Genomic DNA, 18,688 nt, shown 5'->3' on the forward strand with positions numbered 1-18,688 from the left:
GGTATGAGTCATCGTTTCCTCGTCTTCGGTGCAAGCGGCGCCATCGGCAGTTCGCTGGTGGCGTCCGCTGCTGCGCGGGGATGGGATGTCACGGCTGTCGCGCGGCATACCCCCGAAACGAACGATGCGGCGAGTGTCTTCGCTTACGATCCTTCTGACGGTTCAAACTTTGCCGACTCATCCTTGGCTCAGGCCGAGCCTTTTGACGCAGTCTGCTGGGCGCAAGGCGCCAACGTTAATGACAGCATTACTGACGTGGATCTTGAAAAGCACCTCGATATCTACCGGGCAAATTGCCTTTACGTTCTGGCTTCGTTGCAGGGCTTGATGAATGCCGGTAAGTTACGCGCACCGGCAAAGCTTTGCGTCATCAGCTCCATCTGGCAAAATCTTGCGCGGCAGTCAAAACTGACTTACTGCATGACCAAGGCTGCGGTAGAGGGCATGGTTCTCTCGCTGTCCACGGACCTTGCCTCCGATGGCCACCTGGTCAATGCTGTCCTGCCCGGAGCGCTTGAGACCCCGATGACCCGCAAGAACCTTTCCGCGGAACAGATCGATCGTCTGACCGCCGCAACACAGTTTGGTCGCCTGCCTTCGCTTGAAGACGTAAGTGCTGCTGTGCTGTTTCTCTGTTCGCCGGAAAATACCGGCATTACCGGCCAATTCATCGCGGCCGATCTGGGGTTCAGCCGTGTCCGCATCGTTTAACATCCAGTCCTCAACCGGCGAATACAGCGTGACCGTTGAAGCGGGAGCGTGGACGCGCTGGGTTGCAGAAAAAGCATCGGCTTCCGTAGTTGCTGATGCGTTCTTTCAACCAACTTACCCGACCGTCGGTACCGGACCGCTCTTTGTTGAGGCTGTAGAAACAAACAAATCTCTCGAAGCTTCGCCCGCTCTCATTGAGCAGATGAGACGCAGCGGCGCGAATCGTTCCACTGAGTTAGTCGCAGTCGGCGGCGGCATCATCCAGGATCTCTCGGCATTTATCGCTTCCGTGTACATGCGCGGCTTGCGCTGGACCTATGTTCCGACGACCGTCCTTGCGATGGTCGACTCCTGCATCGGTGGTAAGTCTTCGATCAACGTCGGGCCGTACAAGAATCTTGTCGGCACCTTTCATCCGCCGCAGCAGGTGTTGATTGATCCAGAGTTTATTCAGACGTTGCCGGTCGATCAGCGTGCCAGTGGCCTGATTGAAGCGGTGAAAATCTGCTTCTGCCGCGGCGAAGAAGCGTTCGACAAGCACCTGAGCTTTAGTCCGTCCACCAGCATGCCGAGCGACCGCCTTGAGGGCGTCATCATCAACAGTTTGCTCGCCAAGAAGTGGTTCATCGAAGTGGATGAATTCGACAAGAAGGAACGGCTGCTGCTTAACTTCGGTCACACTTTTGGTCATGCGATGGAAGGCGCCTCCCACTTCGCAATTTCGCACGGCATCGCAGTGGGTCTAGGCATCGAGTGTGCGATCGCTTATCAGCAAAATTCTGGCGTCGACTACAGCGCGGTGACCCGCGTCGCAAGGCTGCGCAGTCACTTGAGCGAGATGATTCGCAGCGATGCAGGCCTGTCCGAGCAGCTGCGCAAGTTATCAGTAGAAGATGTGCTGGAACGCTTTGTCTCCGACAAAAAGCATGGCAAGGACTTCTACGCACTGATCCTGATTGCGCACGACGGCAGTGTCGTTATCAGCAAAGAGCCGCGTACAGAAAGCACCCTCAGTGCAGTGCGGCGAGCCGTAGAACAAATCGTAGAGGCATACGCATGAAGAAGTATTCCGACCTGATGGCCGACTGGCTGGTCGAGCTTGGTTACACCCATTGTTTCTTTCTCGGCGGCGGAAATATCATGCACCTGCTTGAGAGCTGCAGCCATCGCTTCACCTGCATCCCAGTCGTGCACGAGGTCGCTGCCGGTATCGCGGCGGAATACCTCACGGAGCTTGGCGAAGGGAAGCGAGCCTTCGCCCTCGTTACCGCTGGCCCCGGTTTCACAAATGTTGTCACTGCGATGGCAGCTGCTTTTCTAGAGAGCCACGAACTGCTGGTGATCGGTGGGCAGGTCAAGGTCGCCGATCTCTCCCACGGAAAAGTGCGGCAACGCGGCATCCAGGAAGCGGATGGCGTGGCGCTGGCGGCGCCCATCAGCGTGAAGTCTGTGTTGATGGATCACACTATCGATCAGCAGACCTTCAATGAATGGAGTCAGGCTGGCAGCTATGGACGTAAAGGCCCCGTCTTTCTCGAGGTGCCGTTGGACGTGCAGGGAGCGAATGTGGATGAAGTCGCTCTCAGCAACGCGTCGGGATCCCCGGCGGGTCCAGCGCTTCCATCCGCTACACCGGCGCAGATCGCAGAAATCAGGAGTTTGCTCTCCGCGTCGAAGCGTCCCATGCTTCTGATCGGTGGCGGCATCGATCGGAAGCTTATTCGTGATCTGCTGCCAGCCCTCGCGGAAAGCAATCTGCCACTGATGGTGACCTGGAACGGCATGGATCGTGTGCCCTCTGACCATCCGTTTTACTTTGGTCGTCCCAACACCTTCGGTCAGCGTTCGGCCAACATCATTCAGCAACAGGCTGACCTTGTCATAGCGTTGGGCACACGGCTTGGTCTGCAGCAAACGGGGTTCAACTGGCAGAAGTTCGCTCCTCTCGCAAAGCTGGTGCAGGTCGAGATCGATCAGCGCGAGCTTTCCAAGGGACACCCCCGCGTTGACGTGCCCATCTGCGCTGACGCCAACGGCGTCTTGCGTGAGCTTAGTTCAACGAAGCCCGGCGACTGGTCCGAGTGGATCGACTTCGCACGCTCCGTGCGGCGCGAACTTCCGCTAAACGATCCGCAGAACGTAACGGCAGAGGGCTATCTTTCGCCGTTCGAATTCAATGAGAAGCTTTCGGCTCTGTCGACCGGTGACGACATTGTCATCCCTTGCTCGAGCGGCGGAGCGTATACCTCCGCCATGCAGGTATGGGACCTGAAGCGAGGTCAGATCAGCCAGACGACCAAGGGGCTTGCTTCCATGGGCTATGGTCTTGGCGGAGCCATTGGCGCTGCTCTTGCGTGGCCGGGGCGTCGAACCATCCTGATGGAAGGTGATGGTGGCTTCTCGCAGAATCTCCAAGAGCTTGGTACCGTCCGCGCTCAGAAGCTGAATCTGAAGATCTTCATCAATGACGATCATGGCTATGCTTCGATTCGCATGTCGCAGATCAATTACTTCAAAGGCCACTACGTTGGTTGCGACATCGAAACGGGCCTTGGTCTGCCGGACTGGAATCTGCTTTTTCCGGCTTACACCATTCCCGTGATGACGTTGCAGCCCGGCTTTGAAACCGATCCGGAGTTCCTCAAGCGCTTCAATGCACCGGGGCCTGCGGCGTTCCTTGTTCGTGTGGATCCGAAGCAGACTTACTTCCCGAAGATCATGAGCCGCATCACCGAAGCAGGCAGTATGGAATCGAACCCGCTGCATTTCATGTCGCCCGATCTCGAGCCGGAAGTTGCGGCGAAGGTATACCGCTACATCAGCGGCGATACGGATGCGAAGGTTACGAAGTAGATGACGGCCGCAAAGCCAATCCCGGAGAGCGATCTGGCGGCGATCCTTGCTGCCACGCGCGAAATCTGGGAGCCGTTGCGCGGCCGCAGTATCTTCATGACGGGCTGTACCGGCACCTTCGGTGCGTGGCTGCTGGAAAGCCTCAGCTACACCAATCGCGCGCTCGACCTGCGCGCTAACGCGGTGCTGCTTTCACGTCGGCCTGATGTCTTTCGTGCCAAGATGCCGCATCTGTTCGCGGACGACCTTATCACGATGTATGAAGGAGATGCGAGAGACTTCGCATTCCCGGATGGCCAGTTTCCGTTCATCATCTGCGGCGCGACAGAAGCCAGTGCGAAGCAGCAGGCGGAGCAGCCGGTGGAGATGCTCTCAACGATTCTTCGGGGTACGGAGCGCACCCTGGAGTTCGCGGCGCAATGTGGTTGCAAACGCCTTCTCCTGACCAGTTCCGGCGCAGTCTACGGTCGGCAGCCCAGCGAGATCGTCCATCTTCCAGAAAGTTACGCTGGCGCGCCGGATCCCACAGACTTCAACTCCGTCTACGCTGAGGGGAAGCGCGCCAGTGAACTGATGTGTGCCGTCTACGGACGGCAGTACGGCTTCGCAACGATTTTTTCGCGTGCGTATGCGATCGGCGGACCGCACCTTCCGTTGGACATGCACTTCGCTCTCGGCAACTTCATTCGTGATGCACTGGCTGGAGGCCCCATCCGGATCGCGGGCGACGGCACACCGACGCGTTCCTATCAGTATGGCGGCGACCTTGCGGTGTGGCTGTGGACCATGCTCTTCCGTGCGCCGGACCGCGCCGCATATAACACTGGTTCCGGTGAGAGCCTCTCGATCCTGCAGTTGGCGGAGGCTGTGCGCGACGTCCTGAATCCATCGATCTTGATTGAAGTGGCCAAGAAGCCTGCTCCAGGTGCGCCTGTTTCGCGGTACGTTCCTTCGGTTGAAAAGGCGGAAAGGGAGCTGGGACTTCGAAATGGCGTAACGATGGAGGAGATCATTCGACGGACAGCTCGTTGGCACGGCTGGCAGGGTTAGCGGCTGGCGTGTAGGCTGGTCTCTCGTATGAAGACCACCAAGGTACTCGCTTCCGTTTGCGCCGCCCTGTTCGCTCTCGGCGCAGCTGCCCAGACCTCTGCACCAACTCCCGCTGCCGCTGCACAGACTGCCGCAGCCGGGAAGTTCACCAGTACGTTCCCCCCGCCGCCAGGGATGACCATCATCGCTCCGCCGGATGGCCATGCGTGGACTCCGCTTTGGCCCGCAGGCGCTCCCGGCGCGCAGGGCACAGACGAAGCGGACGTTCCTGCCGTCGCGCTGTTCCTGCCGCGTGTCAATCCAACGAAGACCGTCGTTGTGGTGGCGCCCGGTGGTGGTTATGTGCACCTGTCGATCGAATACGAGGGCTACCAGGTGGCGGAATGGCTCGCCGAGCACGGTGTCGCCGCAATCGTTCTGCGGTATCGCCTCGGGCCCAAGTACCACCATCCCATTGAGCAGGGCGACGCGGCGCGTGCCATCCGCTATGCACGCACGCATGCGGCGGAGTGGGGAGCAGACCCCGCGCACGTTGGTATGTGGGGCTTCTCCGCGGGTGGCCATCTGACGGCGACGGCGGGCACGCACTTCGACGCGGGCAACGCCTCCGCTGCAGATCCTATCGACCGTGTCTCCAGCCGGCCTGACTTCATGATCCTCGCTTACCCTGTCATCTCGTTCGATCCTGCCGTAATGCACGCTGGCTCGCGTACCTACCTGTTGGGCGACAAGCAGACCGATCCGGCCATGGTTGCGCTCTTGTCGGACGAACTACAGGTGACGCCACAAACTCCGCCCACCTTTCTCTTCAGCACAACCGACGACGCGACTGTTCCTATTGCGAATTCCATCCTCTTCTACTCGGCGCTCGTGAAGGCCAAGGTGCCCGTGGAGATGCACATTTACAAGCACGGTGCGCACGGTGCCGGGCTGGCGCTTGCCAATCCCGATCTGCGCTCGTGGACGGACAATCTTCTGAATTGGATGAAGGCGAACGGATGGGCTCAGTAGCGTCTTAGGCAACGACTACTTCTCTGTCATGCCCGTAGCGGAAGGGATGACAGAGAGGAAGCTCGAAGGCGCTTACTCGTAGCGCAACGCTTCAGCCGGCAGAATCCTTGCGGCGGACGAACTCGGATAGAGTGTCGCCAGAAGCGACACGGCAAGCGACACAAATGCGACCAGCACACCGTCGATCAGCCGCGGCGCGAAGGGCAGGTAGTCGATCGAGTAGACCTGCGCGGAAAGCTGGATGAAGTGGTAGTGACCGCCTACCCACGAGATGCCGTAGCCAAGCATCAGGCCGATCAACGTGCCGCTCAGCGAGATCAGCAGACCCTGTGCCAGGAAGATGCGGCGCACCTGGTCGGGCCGCACGCCGAAGCTCATTAGAACGGCGATGTCACGGGTCTTCTCCATGACCAGCATGGTGAGAGCGATCAGGATGTTGAGCGCGGCGACGCAGACGATCAGCGCAATGACGATGAAGGTCACGACGCGCTCAAGAGCCAGCGCCCGGAAGAGTTCACGATTCTGATCCATCCAGTTGGTCGCCTGGAATCCCGGGCCGGCGGCCCGTTCAATCTCGCGGCCGATGGTGTCGGCGTGGTACAGGTCGTCCACTTTGAAGCTGATCACGGAAATCAGGTCGGGTTCCGAGAACAGCCGCTGTGCGTCCGACAGACGAATGAAGCCATAGCTGGAGTCGTACTGGTAGAAGCCCGAATGGAAGATACCGACAAGCTGAAATCGCTGGTACTTCGGGACGATGCCGAGTGGTGTCAGTTCGCCCTGAGGGCTGGTGACCAGAACGGTATCGCCAACGCCGGCACCGATGTTCTCGGCAAGGTCCGATCCGAGAACGACCGGCGGTAGTGTCGTCGCGGCGTTGTTTTTCAGCGGGGCGGACGATCCGGTCTTGACTGCCTGCAGCAAGTCGCTGACCGTCTCCTCCTGCGCGGGGACGACGCCCTTCAAGAGCCCGCCACCAGAACGTGCTCCGCGCGAGATAAGCACCTGTCCGTACAGGCCCGGGGCGGCAGCCGTGACGTGTGGCCGGTTCCGGAGGCGTTCGAGTAGCGGTCGCCAGTCTCGCATGCCGTCCGCAGCGGACTTCATCAGGTCCACGTGCGCGGTCGAGCCGAGTAATCGAGATTGCAGGTCTCGCCGCATGCCGTTGGTGATAGCAAGCGCGATGATCAACGACGCCACGCCAGCCGCAACTCCCGCGACAGAGATGGCCGTGATCACGCCAATGACGGCCTGCCGCCGCTTGGCACGAAGATAGCGAGCGGCAATGAAAAGCTCGAAGCGCATGAGTGGTTAGTATCGCCTACGCGACCCTAAGCAGGGAGATCAGGTGTCCAGAGTATCGGGCGCCCCACTCTTTGCGAAGCAAAGGGTGGGGTGTCGCGCGTAGCGCAACCAGCGGTGTCGGAGCAGGCGGGACGATCGGAAGGAGAAGCAGCTCGAGCCTCGCTCGAATAGCCCACCCTTTTGCGATAAAGCCGCGAAAGAATGGGCACCGGCTTGGTTGGTTGTGCCCACTCACGAAAATGGAGCGCCCGGCTTGGTCGGTTGTCTCCACTCATGACGACGGGGCCTTCATGAGTGGGGCACCCGGATTTGGCTTGTCTTTAGCGGGCCAGGGCTTTCACGCTAACGGCATTCTCGTTTCGGTCGAAGACCCGGATGGCTACGGTGTGCTCTCCGGTGCCGGTGACGGCGGAGGTGAAGTCATAGTGTTCGGACTTGCTGTCGCTGAGCGCGCCCGCTGGCTCCAGATACTGCCAGGGGCCCGCGTCGACCGAATACTCCGCATGCGATATGGGGCTCGTTGCGTCGGTTGCGTCGAAGGTGGCGTGCAACTTGCCGGCGCCGACTGTGGCGGTCAGCGTGCCAGGGACGGGCGGTGTGGTGTCGATCTTAAACGGCGCGGAGGTTCGCTCGCCTTTCAGCGTATCCGCGTCTGTGTGGACGGGCGCGTCGCTTGCAGTTACGCGCAGTTCATATTCGCCGTCGGGTAGCAGGGCACTGTCAAAGCTGTAGGCGCGCTCGCTAATCTTGTCCTTCAGCCGGTGCCAGGTTTGCTCGTGTACGTCGCGGAAGTCGACGGCAAACATCAGATCGTCGTTGTTGGGATCGTGTGCCAGCCAGCGTAGCGTGACCGCGTTTCGGTCTCGCTGTGCGATCAGTGGCGGTGCGCCTGATTCCGGCAGGGCAAGTGCCGGTGCGGTCGATGGCGCGCCACGGAAGCTGATGGCCACCGTGCTCGATGGGGCCGCGCTGCCACCGCCGGTATAGCGTGCCCCGGGCTGCACCGCGATGTCGTCCACCTGCGGCGGCAGGTTGCGCGGCAGGTAGTTCATGGTGACGGAGCGCAGTTGCGCGCCGGGTTTCAGCACGGCCTTCCACTGCAGGTAACGCGACGCGGGAGCGGGCAAGGGTGTCTGGTTCGCGGTGACCGACTTCCAGTCGGACCACAGATTGCCGAGCGTGTCGCGCGGATTTTCGATGTTGCCCGAGCGCACGAACAGGTCGACGCCGGCTGCCGATCCCGTAACCTCCGCGCGTCCCCAGCGGGTGGTCGTCTCACCATCGAAGACATCGGAGATGTAGCTCGCATTGGCCGCAACAACGTCGGAGATCTGCAGTACTTTACCGCTGTTTGCGGTGACCATGGCGAGTCCAGCCGCGGTCGGTGTCATGGCCGTTACTTGGCTTGCTTCGGTGTGCGCGATGTCGGTGTACACGCCGGCGTTCTCCGTGTCGATGCGATAGACGCGGCCTCGATTACCCGTGCCCGCATAGAGCGCGCCGTTGCGTACGGCCAGCGCATAAACCACATCCTGCTGCAGCGCGACCAGGCGGAGCGGCGTGCCGTCTGGCGAGATGCGGTAGATCTCTGATCCGTCCGGGACAATGGAGTTGTTGTTTGCAGAGATCGCAGAGCCCGGTTGCAGGATCGTGATGGAGACAGCCTGTTGACCGGATGCGGGCAGTGGCGGCAGCGCGGGTGGTCTGCGATCACCAACGGCGGCTGCGTACAGGTTGCCGGCGGCGTCCAGAGCCATGGTGGTGATCTCGTGCTTTGGCGCAGCATAGAGCGCGAAGGGCTTGCCGTCAGAAGCGATGCGATAGACGATGCCCGCACCGTCCGAGCCTGCGTAGACCGTGCCGTCGGGCGCGACAAGCAAAGAGCGAATGTGCTGATCGCCGGAGTGGAAGAAGACCGTTGGCTTCGGCGTTGCGGTCGGTGAGGTGCCCGCCAGCTTCACTCGGAAGATGGTTGCAGGGGCACCCGCGGCAACGAGGAGGTCACCGTCTTTGGCTAGGGCAAGGCTCCAAAGATACTTTGGCTTTTCTGTCGTAAGTGATGCATCGAAAACTACTTCAGGCGTTCCGCCTCCGCGAACCCGGTAGACCTTGCCATCAGGCGAGGTTGCCGCGAGGACGCTGCCATCCGGGAGCGGCAGGACGGCCTGAACATTGAGCTCTTTAAAGGATGCGGCGGTGGTAATGGCCCCCTTCTCATCGATCTTCAGGAGTTGTGATCCGCCGGATGCTGCGCCAGTCCCGGCATAGAGGCTGTTCCCACTGCTAGCTAGTGACCACAGGAAGGTGGCCTGGGTGCTGGCGATGGCACGCAGTGCGGGGGCCGGCTCCAACCGGCCGTCGTTGCGCACGGCGATGTTGGTAGGTGTGCCGCGCTCGAACTCTTCATAGCGACTGACGGTCCACTGCCGGGTGCCCTGTGCGGCGATCGGCAGAGCGGTGACGGCGAACGAGAGGAGCAGGGCAACGGTGTGTCGGATGGTGGGCCTCAGCGGATGCGGATAGTGACGACTTCGGCGCCGGAGAGTTCGGCGCCGGCAGGTGCGGAACCGGCCTCGGCGGCGGTCTCGGAGGTGAAGGAGATCTGCCGCGTACCGCGCAGGGGCTGCATGACATTCGCGATAGAGGGCGGCAGCGACGGCAAGGCTACGGCGGCGGTAACGGCCTGTGTCTGGTGGTCGAGCAGTGTGACCCACACGCGATCGTTGGCGTGGCTGCGGTTCAATTGCGCGACGGTATCGGCAAGTCCCAGCGGTTGCGCACCGGCGTTGGCGGGCGGACGCAACAGACGGTCGAGCGAGGCACCATCACTGACGAAGATCCGCAATGGACCTTCGGTGAGAGTGTCGGGCAACGTCACCGGGATCCTTAGGACTCGTGTCTCCTGCTGGAAGGGGCGGATCGTCGCCTCGACCGTGATGGTGTCGCCGGGGCGAGCTTCATTGGTGCTCAGGCGGACGGTTTCAATCTCGGCCGACTCGCGGTGCGGTACGGCTGTTGCCTCGATCCGGATGCTGTCGATGTGCGGCTGTGCGAGGTCGTTACCATAGACCGCCATGAATCGTGCCCCGAAGTACTGCGTCGCTGCCGAGGCCGCGGAGACACCGTCCGCCGAGGCGAAGGTGTTGCTCAGGCGGATCGCGCCGGCATTGGCGAGGGTAATCTCGCCAGTCAGGTGCAGACTCATGTCATTCGCAGCGATGTTGGTCTGGTTCAGCGACTGGAAGACAGCCGCCAGCATCACCTGGGGCGTCAGTTGCCGATTATCCAACACCTCGAAGTGCAGCGACTGCGCCGGCAGGTTGCTGCCGGTGGCAGGTGTGACCGCGACGCTCACGGGGATCATGCGCGCCGTCCTGCCGAACGTCCCGGCGACGGCGTTGGCGCGGTCCTGCGTGAAGCTGCCGACGGTCTCCGTGGTGTTAACGATCTTGAAGGCGTTCATGGGCGAGGGCAGCGTGGCCAGAACCTGTGCCTTGGTCATGGGGATGGAGACGTCGCCGAACTGGGTGATGGGATGGCCGCAAGCGAGCAGTTGGTGCGCATCAACGTAGGTGACGGTGCAGGTAGCGGCGACGTTCAGATCTCCTCGCGCCAGGACCGCGGAGACTGCGGAGCCGGGCACGATTGGCTCGGGCTGTAGGGTCTCTGGCGACGCAGAACCGATACCGCTGACGGGTTCCAGTCCCATGGCGCGGAAGCCGTCACCGTAGCGTGTGACGGTGTCGGACGAGAAGCCGTTGAAGACCAAAGGCGTGTCAATGGGACGGATCTGGAGGTTCGGATCAGTTGCTGTTGGCGCAGCCGCAGCGCCCTGCGTTCTGCCCAGCGGGACAGCGATGCCCGGATCGACCAGCGCCGGCAGATCGCGCACCTGGAACATGCTGCCGATCGGCGTGATGCCGCAGATCGGCTCTTTACTGAACTGGCCGATGCGGTACGAAACCGCGCCGAGCAGCTTGCCGTCGATGTAGACAGGGGAACCGCTCATGCCCGCTACGACGCCCGTGAACTCGGGTTTCGTGCCGTGCAGGCGGCCGAGGATCATGTCCTGACCCGGGCCGATGGCGTCCTTCAACCGGCCAAGGATTTCGACATCCATTGGCTCAGGATCGACGCCCTCGAAGACCGTCCACGCCGTCCCGTGCAGACCGCGTTTAACGTCCGCGAAGGGAAAGATCTCTGCGTTTCTTGGCGGACCTGAGACGGGTGCCTGCGCGCGGAGGACTGGGGGCGCAATCGCCCCCGCGACCAGCGCAAGCGCACGCCATGACACTGCCGAAACAGGCAGGGGAAGCGCTCGACCGGTAGCCTTTCGACGGGTGATCACGTCTACCAGAGTAGGGCCAAGCGTACCGCGTGCCAAGTGATCTGATTTCGTCATACCGGATGGACGTACGCCGCCGGGTTTACGCTTAGGCAGTACCCCCATTGCATCGGAGAGCATCGCTTGAACGCAGCCATCAAGAACCTGGCAGCCGCCGCCATCGGCACCATCCTGTTTGCCGGCACCGCATCCTTTGCGCAGACCACGCCTCCGCCTCCTACCGACCAGGGCGGGCCGCAGCAGGACAACAGCCCCGTCATTCTCAAAAAGAAGCCGCAGCAGTCGCCACAGGATGAGCCGCCGCCACCCGCCGAGGAGCAGGAGAAGGTCAAGAATCCGAAGGGCCTTGAGAACTACTCCATACGCGTCGATGTGCCGGTCGTGACCGTTGACGTGAGCGTGCAGTTGCAGAAGTCAGGCCAGTTCGTGCCGGGCCTGAAGGGTGGCAACTTCAAGGTGACGGAAGACGGCGTCGAGCAGCGTGTGACCGATGTGCGCATGCAGCAAAAGCCGATCACCGCTGTTCTGCTGCTGGAGTTCGCGGCGAACAGCTGGGCGTTCATTCAGGACATGCAGCAGTCGTCGTATGTCTTCTTTCGCCAGTTGAAGCCGGAGGATTACATCGCAGTCATCACGTATGACCTGCGGACGCGCATCCTGACCGACTTTACGCAGGACAAGGGCATCACGGAGCAGGCACTGCGCTCGCTAACCATTCCGGGCTTCAGCGACACGAACGAGTTCGACGCGCTATACGAGACGCTCGACCGCGTCAGCCGCATTGAGGGCCGGAAGTACATCATCCTGATCTCAAGCGGTCGCGACACCTTCAGCAAGATCAACCTGGACCAGATCTACAAGAAGGTCAAGCAATCACAGGATGTGACGATCTATACCATCAGCACGGGCGGCCTGGCGCGCGAGTTGACGGACGCTCGCGGCGGCATGGGTGGCATGCAGCGCATGAACTACCTGCAGGCTGACAACCAGATGCGGACGTTCTCTTCGATGACGGGTGGTCAATCGTATTTCCCGATCTTCCAGGGCGCGCTGCCGGAGGTCTTCAACTCCATCAATGCCTCTATCCGCAACCAGTATGTGCTGAGCTATCGCCCCACAAACACTGCTCAGGACGGCACCTATCGCAAGATCAAGGTGGAACTCGTCGACCGCGAAGGCCAACCATTGAAGATGGTGGACGAAAAGGGCAAGCAGATTAAGTACTCCGTAATAGCCCGCGACGGATACCGTGCTCGCATGCCCGTGGAGTAGGTCTGCTGTATCGAAACAGTGAAGGCCGGACGTTTGTCCGGCCTTCATTGTTTCCATGTACGAATCAGGAGAGGTATCAGGCAGCGCCACTACCGCGCAGCACTGCGGGTAGCGTCATTGCGAGGATCTTCACATCCATCAGCAGGGTCCAGTGATCGATGTACCGAAGATCAAGATCCACCCACCCATCGAAGTTCAAATTGCTGCGGCCTGACACCTGCCACAGACCGGTCATGCCTGGCAGAACGCTGAAGCGGCGCATGTGGCGCAGCTCCTGAAAGCGAGTCACGTCCCGCAGCGGCAGCGGGCGGGGACCAACCAGGGACATCTCGCCACGCAAGACATTCACCAACTGCGGTAATTCGTCGATGGACGTCTTCCGGATGATCTTGCCGATCCACGTGATGCGCGGGTCGCTCTTGATCTTGAACACGGGGCCCGCATTTTCATTCAAGTGCTCGATCGCTGCCTGCTTCTTTTCCGCATCGACCACCATGCTGCGGAACTTGTACATGTAGAAGCGACGCTTGTTCAGGCCGTAACGCTGCTGCTTGAAGAAGACCGGACCCCAGTCGGACAGGGGAATCAGGATCGCGACCACAAGGAAGAGAGGGAGCAGCAGGACTAAGAGGACGCTGGCGATAACCACATCGAACAGCCGCTTGATGTGCCGGCGCCCGTCGTGGTGCGTCATGGTCAGGATCATGCGGCCGTTGTCTTCGCGGATGCTCTTGACCACGCTCGTCATGACGATCTTCGTGGGGAACTGCGTCTGGACACCGGCGATCTCCACGATCTCCGTGACGCGCTGAATGGTGCTGTAGTGCGACTTGATTGGCAACCCGATCATGACATCGTCGACTGGCGTATGCATCAGGATCGTGGAGAGAGATTCAACATCTCCTAAGCGCGGTCCGATCGCCTCGCTCCCCTCGAGTTCTTCGCTATCGACAAAGCCGTAGATGTCATAGTCGTAGGCGGTCGACTGGCGCAAATCAAGGGCCAGTTGCTGCGCGAGGTTGCCGCTGCCGACGATCAGAGCGACACGGCGAGGACGCGCATGAGCATGGAAGATTGTGGCGGAAAGGCTGACGAACCCTCGGCTGACCACTAGGAAGACAAACGCAGCAATCATGAAGACGATCGTCGGGCCCAGAAGCGTGCCCCCGGTGTGGCGCAGATGCAGCGCGAAGGCCGCAAGCGGTGTGCTCAACAAGACGCCGCCGAGGACTCGAAACACCAGATCAGTCGTCGAAGTGCTGCGGTAGAGACCGACTGCCCAGAGGCAGAATCGCCAGATCAACAGGGCTGCTCCCAGCAGCACCAGGTTCCGGACGGAGATGCGAATGTCGAAGTAGTGATGCAGGTCGTCGGCCAGCGCTGGTTGATAGTCCCAAATGGTTCCCAGTGCGAGCGACATCGCTAGCAGTACGACGTCGCTCCATCGAAGGGCCGATGAATTAAAGATTCGGGTTGCAATGCGGTGCATTTCGGCATGCCTGTTTGCCCTCGGTATTTCCGAGGGCGGTTGTGCCCGCCGAGTTGGCGGATGCTCCTGGTTAACTGCGTCAGGTAAGGACTGCCCGTCGGCACCGGATACCGCATGTGCAAATGCCAGAGATCGACTCTGCAGCACATGCCCGGCCGCCGCTGTCCGGCGCTTAAAGTCCGGACGGAAACTCAGCGGGAAAATAATGCGGGGAGCGAACTTAGCCCGAACAGTCGATTGTCATAATGCGTCAGATGTCCGAATTGGATTGACGTTTGTGAGCATCCCGATCGTTAGTTTTACGGTATTACAAAGAATGCTGAGTTCATCGAAGTGAAAGTCGACTACCGACGACAGGATCGCGCGAACGGGGCACGCCGGTGTCGCAACGTAAAACGCGCAAGAAACTTGCCTCTTAAAAGGATCAGAGACGGCAGGCGCAGAGCCTCTCCGATCTTTCTGCGCACCCGCGATGCTGGAGATATCGCACGGAGCGGCATATTAGCGGAATGAAAAACGCGCCCATCGCTGGGCGCGTCTCCCGAAGGTATTCGGAATGGATCAAATTTTTGGTGGGCAAGGAGGGACTCGAACCCCCGACATCCTGCTTGTAAGGCAGGCGCTCTAACCAACTGAGCTACTCGCCCATTCCGTTATCCAGCATACCAGCTTCGTTAGCGAAGGACGTAGGGAGTGACCGGTGCCGCGATTGGTTCCGGAATCTTTGCCGTGGACGCGGCGGGTAAGGGAACTGCACCCTCGATGCCTTTGCCGTGCACGTTCACGGTAGAGAGTAGCGGCCCCTCGATGCCGGTGACGTGAATGTTCTTCAAAACCAGGCCGTTGATGTTCGCCATGAGCATGCCCTTGCGGGCTGTGCCGGTGATGTTCTCGAAGATCAGTCCTTCCAGCGGCTTCTTCGGATGGATCTCCGTGGCGGCTACGAGTTGCGGCACATCGCTGACGCGGATGTTGGTGAAGCGCAGATTGCGGAGCATGGGCAGGCCTTCATCGCCGGGCACAGGATCCTGATCCTGCAGGCCGCTGTTAAGATCGTTGATGCGCAGGAAGCCTTCCCGCACGCCGGAGACGTCGATGTCGTTGAAGGTCAGGTTCTCAATGTATGCGCCGCGGCCCGGACGCGTCTTGATGTAAAAGGCGTGAGTGTAGGCGGTGGTGCACTTGCAGTGTTCGACGAGCACATTGCGGACGCCGGCGGAAGCCTCTGACCCGATACCGATGCAGGCCCATCGCGTATCTGCGAAAGTGCAGTTGCTGATTCGAACATCCTCACACGGACGAGCGATCCGATTCGCCTCAGACCCACGGCCCGACTTCAACGAGATGCAGTCATCGGCGGTCTGAAAGTTGCAGCCCTCGATGACTACCTGCTTGCACGAGTCCACATCGATCCCGTCCGCGCCGCTGTCTACCTGCACATTGCGGAAGGTTACGTTCTCGCAAAAGAGTGGGTGGATGGACCACATGCCATATTGCTTCGTATAGCAGTTCTCTACGATCACGTTGCGGCAGCTCACGAACTCCATCAGCGCAGGCAGACGCATGCGCGTCTCCTTCTGCACACGACCGACAATCGCAGGACTGCCAACGATGCGGCCCGGGCCGACGATGCGAATGTTCTCCGCGTCGATGGCGTAGAGAAAGGCGAGATAGCCCTTGATGAATTTGCCCTCCCACCGCACCTGCGAGATGGGGTATTCACTCAGCTCCGACGCGCCATTCAGCGTGGCGCCTTCGGCCAGATGCAGCGTGGTGTTACTGCGAATTTGTAGCGCGCCTGTCAGGTAATCGCCGGCCGGAACCAGCACTTCGCCACCACCCAAAAGCGCGCAGCGATCCAGCGCCTGCTGCAGGGCGAGTGTGTCCTTGGTCCTGCCATCGCCGGTCGCGCCCATGTCTCGGACGTTGATCTGCACGTTGTGATTTGTGCCGGCTGCTGGCGCAGGCTTTGCGTGGGCATCCATCGCTTCGGCAAGCAGCGGCATGGCAAGCAGGCTGGCGCCCGCAGTCTTCAGAAAAGTGCGTCGCGCAGTCGTCGTGGTGGGGTTCAACAGGTCATGCCTCCAGCGCGCATCGGGCTTCGCCAGTCACGCGTTCCAAGGCTAGGGCTTGCGACGCAGCGTGACAAGTGGTCAGACCACATCCGCAGTTCGGCGGAACTGAAGTCCCTTCAACGATTGTCATCCCGCAGCGTACCGAAGGGATCCGCAGGTGGGCCGCTTCCTCCGGACTTATGCCTTTGATCGCTGACCTTGGATGGGTGACTTGCCGGGGCCGACGTTAAACGTGGAAAGCCAAAGCAATGCGATACGTCACGAACGAAGCCGCGTAAGCCAGCACTGTCATGTACCCAAGCTGTAGCAGCGGCCACTTCCAGCTGTTTGTCTCGCGACGAACGACTGCCAGCGTTGCCGTGCACTGCATCGCCAGCGCAAAGAAAACCAACAATGCCAATGCGCCGGCGAGGCCAACCTCCGCACGTAGCGCGACGCCAGCGTTGACTGAGCCGTACAGTGTTGCGAGAGTGCTTACGACGCTCTCACGTGCGACGAACGCCGTCAGCAGCGAGATGCCAACATTGCGCGTCAGGCCAAGTGGCCTTAGTAGCGGCACGATCAGGTCGCCGAGGTGAGCGAGGTAGCTGGAGCCCACGTCGCTCGGCTGGCCGTTGTGGAAGGGCATGTGCGACAGGAACCACACGCCCAGGTTCAGTACCAGAATGACCGTTCCGACCTGCTTCAGGAAGACCTTGCTGCGGTCATAGATAGCCAGCATGATGGTACGCAGTCGCGGCAGGCGATAGTTGGGAAGCTCAATTGCGAAGAGCGATGGCTGCCCCTTCAGCATGCTCGAGTTCAGCAGCTTCGCCGTGAAAAGTGCTGCCAGCAGGCCGAGTGCGTACAACAGCATCATGGTGGCTGCCTGAAGGCCAAGCGCGTTGCCCAGCAGCTGGCGTGCAGGAATGAATGCGGCAATGAGCAGCGCGTATACAGGCAGTCGCGCGGAGCAGGTCATGAAGGGCGCGATAAGAATCGTTGCAAGACGGTCTTTCTTCGAGGGGATCGCACGTGTCGCCATGATGGCCGGAACCGCGCAGGCGTAGGCGCTCAAGAGAGGCAGGAACGACCTGCCATTCAGACCAACACGTCCCATCGTCCGGTCGGCAATGACGGCTGCGCGCGCCATGTAGCCGGAATCCTCGAGGATCGTGATCACAACAAACATGCAAAGGATTGTCGGCAGGAATCCGAGCACCGACGCGACACCATTCCAGATGCCGTCGACGAGGACGGCGCTGACAATTGCGTTAGGAATGTGCGCACCGACCATCGCACCAACGGCGCTAAGCCAGTTGCTCAGCGCGGTGCCAGCCGGGTAGGCGGCACGGAACATGATCTGAAACGCCGCCAGGATGAACACCAGGCAGAGGATGGGACCGACCACGGGATGCAGAGCCCAGCGATCAAACTCGCGGGTGAAGCGGGAGTGGTTCGGGCGGCGGTAGGCGCCGGTTTTCGTCAGGTTATTGCAATCCGTGGCGCAGCCGGGGGCAGCGTTGCCGCCTGCCTGCAGGACCGGCAGAAGGGCAGCGGCGGCATGTTCGCCATTGAGGAATCGGGTGATCGCGTCGATGCCGGTGCCGCGGGACGCGCTGATCAGGGCAGTGGGAGCACCCAGTTCGCGAGCGACGGCCAACGGATCGATGAAGCCCTTCCGCGCCGTCAGTTCGTCCGCCATGTTGATCAGAACCAGCGTGGGCAGGCCGCATGCCAGCACCTGGCCGATGAGCGTCATGTACCGGTGCAGCTGTGTCCCGTCGACGACGAGCAGCACTGCATCCAGCGCGGCCACGTTGTGCTGCTTGCCCCTGAGGACGTTGACGGCGATTTTTTGATCTTCAGATTCGGGTGTGAGGCTCCAGACGCCGGGAAGGTCGACGACCGTCTGACCGGTCTTGAGCTTGCCGCTGCGGTGTTCCACCGTCACGCCGGAATAGTTGCTGACCTTCTGTCGCATGCCCGTCAAGCGGTTAAAGAGCGTGGTCTTGCCTACATTCGGCGGCCCGATCAGGCCGACAGTTTTGTAGCCACCAGCATTCCGCTGCGGTTGTGCGGCAGGTGCGGGAGCGATCAGGGTGCTCACCGCGTGCGCTCCAGGGCGATCTTCACGGTAGCGGCCGTTTCACCACGCAGGGCGATGTCAAAGCCATCGACGCGAACGATCAGTAGCGATTTTTTAGACAGGCTGCGCACCAGCTCCACCTCCGCACCGGAGTTCAGGCCCAGCGAACACAGGTGGCAATACGCTTCGCCCTGCGCAACGCCCAGAACGTGCGCCTTTTCTCCGCGATTCAACTCTGCCAGGTGCAAACCAATCCTTCTTCCACACGCATGTAGCTTTCATCATCGTAACGCAATCTACGACAATATCAGTCCGCGATTGCTGCTGCTGGTTTGGATGACCTGGGACGGCGCAGGATGCGGAAGAGTTGGCTTGCGTCGTAGGACGGCTTGGTCGGAGGGTTTGACGTCCGACTGGCGGGCGGAGGATCCCGAGTGGTCAGGATGCCCTTGGGGAAGCCCCGAATCCAGGATCGCCCGATGCTCTCAAAGCCGCACGAAGCCCCAGTC

At 60.7% G+C, this 18,688-nt stretch carries 13 protein-coding genes and 1 tRNA gene; 6 read left to right on the plus strand and 8 right to left on the minus strand.

Annotated elements, in window-relative coordinates; all coding sequences use genetic code 11:
• The first annotated feature begins 3 nt into the window (after positions 1 to 3).
• The 5 genes from BLW03_RS18900 to BLW03_RS18920 are packed head-to-tail and all read left to right on the plus strand — an operon-like array spanning position 4 to position 5,625.
• The gene (locus BLW03_RS18900; protein WP_074656162.1) at positions 4 to 711 is read left to right on the plus strand and encodes an SDR family NAD(P)-dependent oxidoreductase; all 708 of its coding nucleotides are present in this window, start codon (positions 4 to 6) and stop codon (positions 709 to 711) included.
• Positions 695 to 1,771, plus strand: coding sequence for a 3-dehydroquinate synthase (locus tag BLW03_RS18905; RefSeq protein WP_074655530.1), 1,077 nt, complete (start codon positions 695 to 697; stop codon positions 1,769 to 1,771). Before BLW03_RS18900 ends, BLW03_RS18905 begins: the two co-directional genes overlap by 17 nt.
• Positions 1,768 to 3,564, plus strand: coding sequence for a thiamine pyrophosphate-binding protein (locus BLW03_RS18910; protein ID WP_074655531.1), 1,797 nt, complete (start codon positions 1,768 to 1,770; stop codon positions 3,562 to 3,564). Before BLW03_RS18905 ends, BLW03_RS18910 begins: the two co-directional genes overlap by 4 nt.
• A complete protein-coding gene (locus BLW03_RS18915; protein WP_074655532.1) occupies positions 3,565 to 4,614 on the plus strand; it encodes an NAD-dependent epimerase/dehydratase family protein in 1,050 nt (349 codons plus the stop codon).
• A 27-nt stretch (positions 4,615 to 4,641) separates the two neighbouring features.
• A complete protein-coding gene (locus BLW03_RS18920) occupies positions 4,642 to 5,625 on the plus strand; it encodes an alpha/beta hydrolase (RefSeq protein ID WP_074655533.1) in 984 nt (327 codons plus the stop codon).
• Positions 5,626 to 5,697: 72 nt separating this feature from the next.
• Here the strand turns inward: BLW03_RS18920 and BLW03_RS18925 are convergent, their stop codons facing one another.
• The 3 genes from BLW03_RS18925 to BLW03_RS18935 all read right to left on the minus strand — a co-directional run bounded on the left by BLW03_RS18925 (position 5,698) and on the right by BLW03_RS18935 (position 11,278).
• On the minus strand, positions 5,698 to 6,930 hold the full coding sequence (locus BLW03_RS18925) for an FtsX-like permease family protein (protein ID WP_074655534.1): 1,233 nt from the start codon (positions 6,928 to 6,930) through the stop codon (positions 5,698 to 5,700).
• A gap of 320 nt (positions 6,931 to 7,250) precedes the next feature.
• Positions 7,251 to 9,299: a hypothetical protein gene (locus BLW03_RS18930; RefSeq protein WP_244502165.1), complete on the minus strand. Its 2,049-nt coding sequence runs from the start codon at positions 9,297 to 9,299 to the stop codon at positions 7,251 to 7,253.
• A 137-nt stretch (positions 9,300 to 9,436) separates the two neighbouring features.
• Complete coding sequence (locus BLW03_RS18935; RefSeq protein WP_244502166.1) at positions 9,437 to 11,278, minus strand: SpoIVB peptidase S55; 1,842 nt, start codon at positions 11,276 to 11,278, stop codon at positions 9,437 to 9,439.
• A 120-nt stretch (positions 11,279 to 11,398) separates the two neighbouring features.
• Here BLW03_RS18935 and BLW03_RS18940 point away from each other — a divergent pair, with 120 nt between their 5' ends.
• A complete protein-coding gene (locus tag BLW03_RS18940) occupies positions 11,399 to 12,547 on the plus strand; it encodes a VWA domain-containing protein (protein ID WP_074655535.1) in 1,149 nt (382 codons plus the stop codon).
• A 76-nt stretch (positions 12,548 to 12,623) separates the two neighbouring features.
• On the opposite strand, the gene BLW03_RS18945 is transcribed toward BLW03_RS18940, so the two are convergent.
• The 5 genes from BLW03_RS18945 to BLW03_RS18965 all read right to left on the minus strand — a co-directional run bounded on the left by BLW03_RS18945 (position 12,624) and on the right by BLW03_RS18965 (position 18,427).
• A complete protein-coding gene (locus BLW03_RS18945) occupies positions 12,624 to 14,036 on the minus strand; it encodes a sugar transferase (RefSeq protein ID WP_083350653.1) in 1,413 nt (470 codons plus the stop codon).
• 570 nt (positions 14,037 to 14,606) lie between these two features.
• Positions 14,607 to 14,683 (minus strand) — tRNA-Val (locus BLW03_RS18950).
• A gap of 27 nt (positions 14,684 to 14,710) precedes the next feature.
• Positions 14,711 to 16,108, minus strand: a complete 1,398-nt coding sequence (locus BLW03_RS18955) for a glycoside hydrolase family 28 protein (RefSeq protein WP_244502167.1) — start codon at positions 16,106 to 16,108, stop codon at positions 14,711 to 14,713.
• 229 nt (positions 16,109 to 16,337) lie between these two features.
• Complete coding sequence (feoB, locus tag BLW03_RS18960; RefSeq protein WP_083350654.1) at positions 16,338 to 18,200, minus strand: ferrous iron transporter B; 1,863 nt, start codon at positions 18,198 to 18,200, stop codon at positions 16,338 to 16,340.
• Positions 18,197 to 18,427: a FeoA family protein gene (locus BLW03_RS18965; protein ID WP_074655538.1), complete on the minus strand. Its 231-nt coding sequence runs from the start codon at positions 18,425 to 18,427 to the stop codon at positions 18,197 to 18,199. The genes feoB and BLW03_RS18965 overlap by 4 nt, the downstream gene beginning before the upstream one ends.
• Positions 18,428 to 18,688 lie beyond the last annotated feature (261 nt).

Origin of the sequence: Terriglobus roseus, assembly GCF_900105625.1 — a bacterium.
GTDB classification, from domain to species: Bacteria; Acidobacteriota; Terriglobia; order Terriglobales; family Acidobacteriaceae; genus Terriglobus; species Terriglobus roseus_B.

Excerpts from the sequence above, each read along its gene's own strand:
- BLW03_RS18900 (WP_074656162.1), top strand. The coding sequence starts at position 4 with ATGAGTCATCGTTTCCTCGTCTTCGGTGCAAGCGGCGCCATCGGCAGT.
- BLW03_RS18925 (WP_074655534.1), bottom strand. The coding sequence starts at position 6,930 with ATGCGCTTCGAGCTTTTCATTGCCGCTCGCTATCTTCGTGCCAAGCGG.
- BLW03_RS18915 (WP_074655532.1), top strand. The coding sequence starts at position 3,565 with ATGACGGCCGCAAAGCCAATCCCGGAGAGCGATCTGGCGGCGATCCTT.
- BLW03_RS18910 (WP_074655531.1), top strand. The coding sequence starts at position 1,768 with ATGAAGAAGTATTCCGACCTGATGGCCGACTGGCTGGTCGAGCTTGGT.
- BLW03_RS18945 (WP_083350653.1), bottom strand. The coding sequence starts at position 14,036 with ATGCACCGCATTGCAACCCGAATCTTTAATTCATCGGCCCTTCGATGG.
- BLW03_RS18920 (WP_074655533.1), top strand. The coding sequence starts at position 4,642 with ATGAAGACCACCAAGGTACTCGCTTCCGTTTGCGCCGCCCTGTTCGCT.